4 protein-coding genes are annotated in these 5,385 nt (G+C 39.5%); all 4 read left to right on the top strand.

Translation table 11 applies throughout. From position 1 onward, the window contains the following. Positions 1 to 39 precede the first annotated feature (39 nt). The 4 genes from V7266_RS29765 (at position 40) to V7266_RS29750 (ending at position 5,294) form a co-directional block, all read left to right on the top strand. Positions 40 to 1,707, top strand: coding sequence for a ribonuclease J (locus V7266_RS29765; protein WP_335472843.1), 1,668 nt, complete (start codon positions 40 to 42; stop codon positions 1,705 to 1,707). A 108-nt stretch (positions 1,708 to 1,815) separates the two neighbouring features. After that, positions 1,816 to 2,568: a ClpP family protease gene (locus tag V7266_RS29760; RefSeq protein WP_335472841.1), complete on the top strand. Its 753-nt coding sequence runs from the start codon at positions 1,816 to 1,818 to the stop codon at positions 2,566 to 2,568. Further along, positions 2,565 to 2,801 carry a YlzJ-like family protein gene (locus tag V7266_RS29755; RefSeq protein ID WP_335472840.1) on the top strand — a complete coding sequence of 79 codons (237 nt, stop codon included), beginning with the start codon at positions 2,565 to 2,567 and terminating at the stop codon, positions 2,799 to 2,801. Before V7266_RS29760 ends, V7266_RS29755 begins: the two co-directional genes overlap by 4 nt. A gap of 129 nt (positions 2,802 to 2,930) precedes the next feature. Further along, positions 2,931 to 5,294, top strand: a complete 2,364-nt coding sequence (locus tag V7266_RS29750; RefSeq protein ID WP_335472839.1) for a DNA translocase FtsK — start codon at positions 2,931 to 2,933, stop codon at positions 5,292 to 5,294. Positions 5,295 to 5,385 lie beyond the last annotated feature (91 nt).

Genomic DNA, 5,385 nt, shown 5'->3' with positions numbered 1-5,385 from the left:
GCAGTATCTATTTATTGTCAGCATAGGAGGAAACGGAAATTGGTAAAGATAAATAATTCATCCATTAAGTTTATTGCACTTGGTGGTATAGGAGAAATCGGAAAAAATATGTATCTTGTTGAGGTGGACAGGGACATATTTATTATTGATGCTGGCTTAATGTTCCCCGAGGAAGAGATGCTAGGTATTGATATGGTTATTCCTGATATTACATATGTAAGAGAAAATAAGGAACGGATAAAAGCCATTTTTTTAACACATGGTCACGAAGACCACATTGGTGCCCTTTCTTATGTACTCTCCCATGTTGATGTTCCAGTTTATGGCACAAAACTTACGCTTGCACTTGCTAATGCTAAGCTAAGAGAGCAGGAATATAATGGTAAAGCTGAATTTATTGAAATAGATTCTGACACAGTTGTGGAGCTGGACACGGTACAAGCCAGTTTCTTTAGAACGAATCACAGTATTCCAGACTCAGTTGGAGTTTGTATTCATACATCCGAAGGGATTATCGTCTATACAGGTGATTTTAAGTTTGACCAGGGAGCTATGAAGCTTTATAAAGCTGATGTTGGTAAGATGGCTGCTCTTGGAGATCAAGGAGTATTATGTTTATTGTCTGATAGTACAGAGGCTGAAGTGCCGGGATATACTACATCGGAGACAATCGTCGAGCGTGAAATGTCAAATGCCTTTTATAATGCCCCTGGCCGAATAATTGCTGCATGTTTTGCATCTGATATCAATCGAATTCAACATATTTTTAATGCGGCAAGTGAAAATTGCCGAAAAGTTGCAGTTGTTGGAAAAAGTCTTGAGAGAATTTATCATATCGCACTCGATTTAGGTTATTTAGAAGTTGATGAGGATTTAATCATTCCAGTCAGTGAAATTAACAGCTACCAAGACCGTGAAATAGTTGTTTTAATGACAGGGAGCCAAGGTGAACCGATTGAAGCATTGCAGAAGATGGCCAAGCAATCACATAAACTTTTAAATATCCAGCAAGGGGATACAGTGCTAATAGCGGCTTCCCCGCTAAAAGGCAGTGAAGTGTTTTTATTTAAAACAATTGATATGCTGTTTAGAGCGGGTGCTAATGTCATTTCTGGCAAACGAACTCTTCATGTGTCAAGTCACGGCAGCCAAGAAGAATTAAAATTTATGATTAATTTAATGAAACCTAAATACTTCATTCCTGTTCATGGTGAATATCGGATGTTGAAGGCACACAGGAAAGTGGCGCTTGAGTGTGGAATAAAAGATCAACAAATTGTTATCCCAGACCGTGGTGATGTCGTAGAATGGAAAGAAGGCAGTATCGGCATTACTGGAAAAGTTCCTTCAGGCAATGTTTTGATTGATGGAATAGGTGTTGGAGATGTGGGCAATATTGTCCTGCGCGATCGAAAGCTTTTATCTCAAGATGGTATTCTAATTGTTGTGGTAACTTTAACCAAGCAAGAGAAGAAAATTGCGGCGGGTCCTGAGATAATTTCAAGAGGATTTGTTTATGTTCGGGAGTCAGAAAAGTTAATGGACGATTCTACCAAATTAGTACGTGACATCGTGGAGAGGAACACAGCAAAAAGTACGTTTGAATGGTCAACCTTAAAGCAGGAAATAAGAGATGAATTAAATCGTTCCTTATTTGAAAAAACCAAAAGACGACCAATGATTCTGCCGATAATTATGGAAATCTAATAAGGAAAGGTACTGGCTGTTAGGGGCCAGTGCCTTTTTATATTTCAAGCATGAAATTGCCTTTAGGGTAAATACTAAAAATATATCATGCTTGAAGGGAGTAGTAGAATGACAAACGATTACCGCAATAATGATACCGGTAAACAAGAAGGACAAGAGCCTTCGAAAGAAGAAAAGACTTCTCCATTATTAGAAAAAATACAACAGCTGGGTCAAACGAATGTTCCTCAGCTCTCTGCAGATTCTAGTATCCACTGTTTAACTATTATAGGTCAAATAGAAGGACATCTTGCTTTGCCGCCTCAAAATAAAACAACGAAATATGAACATTTGCTGCCGCAGCTAGTGGCGATCGAACAAAACCCAAAGATTGAAGGGGTTCTAATTATTTTGAATACCGTGGGTGGTGATGTTGAGGCTGGCCTTGCAATATCAGAGATGATTGCATCTTTATCTAAACCTACCGTTTCCATAGTCCTAGGCGGAGGGCATTCAATTGGTGTGCCAATCGCGGTTTCTTGTGATTATTCCTTTATTGCTGAAACGGCTACTATGACAATCCATCCCATTCGCTTGACTGGGCTCGTTATTGGTGTCCCTGCAACCTTTGAATATTTGGATAAAATGCAGGAGCGGGTTGTGAATTTTGTTACGGGCCATTCAAAAATACCAGAGGAAACCTTCAAGGATCTAATGTTTGCAAAAGGAAATTTAACAAGGGATATCGGGACAAATGTTATCGGAATTGATGCCGTCAAATATGGATTAATCGATGAAGTTGGCGGTTTGGGACCTGCGATGAAGAAATTAAATGAGATGATTGAACTTCAAAAGGGGAATAATGAGGGGTTGATTCAATGATTCTTTATACTATGATGCCAAATGAACTCATATTTCCCATCGAACAAATGGAAGAAAGCAAACAAAAGTTGATTACTTATCAAGGAGTTTCTATGGTAGTTGAACAAACCGATTCAGATTATTTCGAAGTGATCCGTATTTTAAGCAGTGACCCGCAACACTACTTAAATCAACAAATACGTCCGGGATCAAAAATTTCTTTAGCCAACCTTGGAGGTTTATCGGTATTGTAATAGTAGAATATGGTATAATTACTAAAGGAGAAAAAAAGCAGCCAATTTGGGCTGCTTTCTTTATACATACTTATTATTAATACTTCCTAATAATATCTTCATAACATTTTTATAGTACAAGGTGATTAAATGGCGAAAAAAAAGAGAAGACAACCAAAAAAGAGAGACAATCATTTAAAAAGGACGGTTCAATATGAATTATCCGCTCTCGCTATTTTAGCTCTAGCGGTAATTTCAATTGCCAAGCTCGGGGCAGTTGGAAAAGCCACAGTTCTATTCTACCGCTTTTGGATGGGCGAATGGTACATGCTTGGGTTGATAGGATTAGTTATTTTGAGTGTTTATTTAATGTGGAAACGAAGCCTTCCTTTTTTCTTTCATATTAAGTTAGTTGGCTGCTACTTTATTATTTCAGCCATCCTTCTTTTAAGTCATGTAACACTCTTTCATTTACTTACAAATAACGGTAAATTTAATGATCCGAGTGTAATTAGTAATACTTGGGAATTATTTATGATGGAACTCAGAGGAGAGACAAGCACAACCGACCTTGGTGGAGGAATGCTTGGAGCAGTTTTATTTGCAATATTTCACTATCTTTTCGCAGAGACAGGTACAAAAATAATTGCATTTATTTTTATTTTAATTGGCATTATCTTGCTTACAGGAAAATCGATTGGTGATTTCATCGGAAAAATTATTATAACTATTTATGATTTTTCTAAAGGTCAATGGGAAGCCTTTAAATTGGATATGTCTGAATGGAGACAGAAACAAACAGAGCGTCGAACTACGCGTATGGCTGAAAAGCAAAAGGAAAAAGAGAATCGTCAAAGAGAGCCAGTCTCAGTGATAAATAACCAGCCGCAGGGGCAAGAAGAAACGATTACTCCTGAACCAATTATCTCTAGTTTTGCAGATCGAGCCTATGTAGATGTAGAAGGGTCTTCCAGCCCAAAAATGGAATCAGAACAAGTAAATGGGAAGCAACAAAAGAGTAAAAAAGCAGATGATGACGATGACAATACCCCGCCAATCTCGTTTACTGGAGCAGAGGTGGAAAATGTATCATATGAATTACCACCGCTCCGGCTGTTAAAAGCACCAAGGAAAACCGATCAAAGTGGTGAATATGAGTTAATTCACGCCAATGCCGCTAAGCTTGAACGAACTTTCCAATCCTTTGGTGTAAAAGCCCGTGTTACACAGGTTCATTTAGGACCAGCTGTAACAAAATATGAGGTACATCCTGATGTCGGAGTAAAAGTTAGTAAAATCGTCAGCTTGAGTGATGATATAGCCTTAGCACTTGCTGCTAAAGGGATCCGGATTGAAGCACCGATTCCAGGGAAATCAGCGATCGGAATCGAGGTTCCCAATTCTGAGGTAGCCATGGTTTCATTAAGGGAAGTACTAGAAGCTACCCAAAATGATAAGCCTGATGCAAAACTATTAATTGGCCTTGGGAGAGATATTACGGGGGAAGCCGTTCTTGCTGAATTAAATAAAATGCCGCATTTACTTGTTGCGGGGGCTACAGGCAGCGGAAAGAGTGTTTGTATCAATGGAATTATCACAAGCATTCTCATGAGAGCAAAGCCACATGAAGTTAAATTAATGATGATCGACCCCAAAATGGTCGAATTAAATGTCTATAACGGTATTCCGCATTTACTTGCGCCAGTCGTGACGGATGCGAAAAAGGCCTCACAGGCATTAAAGAAAGTAGTAAGTGAGATGGAAAGGCGGTATGAACTGTTTTCCCACACAGGTACTCGTAATATTGAAGGATACAATGACCATGTGAGAAGGCATAACCTTGAGGAAAACGATAAGCAGCCTTTGTTACCGTATATTGTGGTCATCGTCGACGAGTTAGCCGACCTCATGATGGTGGCATCATCAGATGTGGAAGATTCCATCACTCGCTTGGCGCAAATGGCCCGTGCTGCCGGAATTCACTTAATTATCGCTACACAGCGGCCGTCCGTTGATGTCATCACCGGAGTAATTAAAGCTAATATCCCATCCCGAATAGCTTTTGCTGTTTCAAGTGCTACTGACTCTAGGACAATCCTCGATATGGGAGGCGCAGAGAAATTGCTGGGTAGAGGCGATATGTTATTCCTGCCTGTCGGAGCCTCCAAACCAGTTCGGGTTCAAGGGGCTTTCCTTTCAGATCAAGAGGTAGAGGATACAGTTGAATTTGTTATTTCACAGCAGAAGGCACAATACCAAGAAGAAATGATTCCGGATGATATTCCAGAAGTTACGGGTGCTGTGGATGATGATTTATATGAAGAGGCAGTTGATTTAATTGTTGATATGCAAACCGCTTCTGTTTCCATGTTGCAGCGGAGGTTCCGGATTGGTTATACAAGAGCAGCAAGATTAATTGATGAAATGGAAGCTCGTGGTGTGGTAGGTCCATATGAGGGCAGTAAACCACGTGCTGTATTACTAGCAAAACCAAAAGAGGAGCAGAGTTCATAATCACCTTTTAAAATGCCGTCACTAAGGCTAGGCCTCTACTCTATCTATAAATTAGTCTAAAAAAGAGCCATCTGGCTCTTTTTTAGACTAA

Origin of the sequence: Neobacillus drentensis, from assembly GCF_036965645.1 — a bacterium.
Lineage (GTDB): Bacteria > Bacillota > Bacilli > Bacillales > Cytobacillaceae > Neobacillus > Neobacillus drentensis_D.
Note: the sequence above shows the minus strand (reverse complement) of the source record. Positions and strands in the feature narration are given on the sequence as shown.

Bases quoted from the DNA above. Each gene is read 5' to 3' on its own strand.
- V7266_RS29760 (WP_335472841.1), top strand. From the start codon at position 1,816: ATGACAAACGATTACCGCAATAATGATACCGGTAAACAAGAAGGACAA.
- V7266_RS29755 (WP_335472840.1), top strand. From the start codon at position 2,565: ATGATTCTTTATACTATGATGCCAAATGAACTCATATTTCCCATCGAA.
- V7266_RS29750 (WP_335472839.1), top strand. From the start codon at position 2,931: ATGGCGAAAAAAAAGAGAAGACAACCAAAAAAGAGAGACAATCATTTA.